1 protein-coding gene is annotated in these 404 nt (G+C 76.2%); it reads left to right on the forward strand.

Translation table 11 applies throughout. The annotated features are described in order from the left end of the window. A partial coding sequence (locus JK364_RS54675) for a LysR family substrate-binding domain-containing protein (protein WP_201858919.1) occupies positions 1–404 on the forward strand: 404 nt, incomplete at both ends.

Below are 404 nucleotides of genomic sequence, written 5' to 3' on the forward strand. Positions count from 1 at the left end.
CGGCGGCTGACCAGCCTGCCGCTGGGCCGGGAGACCCTGGTGGCGGCGGTGCCGTCCGGCCATCCGCTGACCAGCGCCGCGGCCGTGCCCGTACGGGCGCTGGAGAGTGAGCCGCTGATCCTCTCCTCGCGGCAGGCCGAGCCCGCCGCCGCCGATGTGGCGCTGGCCGTATGCCGTGCCGCCGGGGTCGAGCCGCGGATCGCGCATGAGGCGCACAATCTGCACACCCTGCTGGGGCTGGTCGCCTGCGGGCTCGGCATCGGCATCGGACCGGCGGGGATGCGGCGCTTCCGGCATGTGGGGGTGACCCTGCTGCCGCTGGAACCGGCCGCCGCCGGGCTGGAGTTCCACCTCGCCCACCGCTTCGGCCCGGTCCCGAGCGTCCTGGGCGCCTTCCTCCGCAC

Source organism: Streptomyces endocoffeicus (assembly GCF_016741935.1).
GTDB lineage: Bacteria > Actinomycetota > Actinomycetes > Streptomycetales > Streptomycetaceae > Streptomyces > Streptomyces endocoffeicus.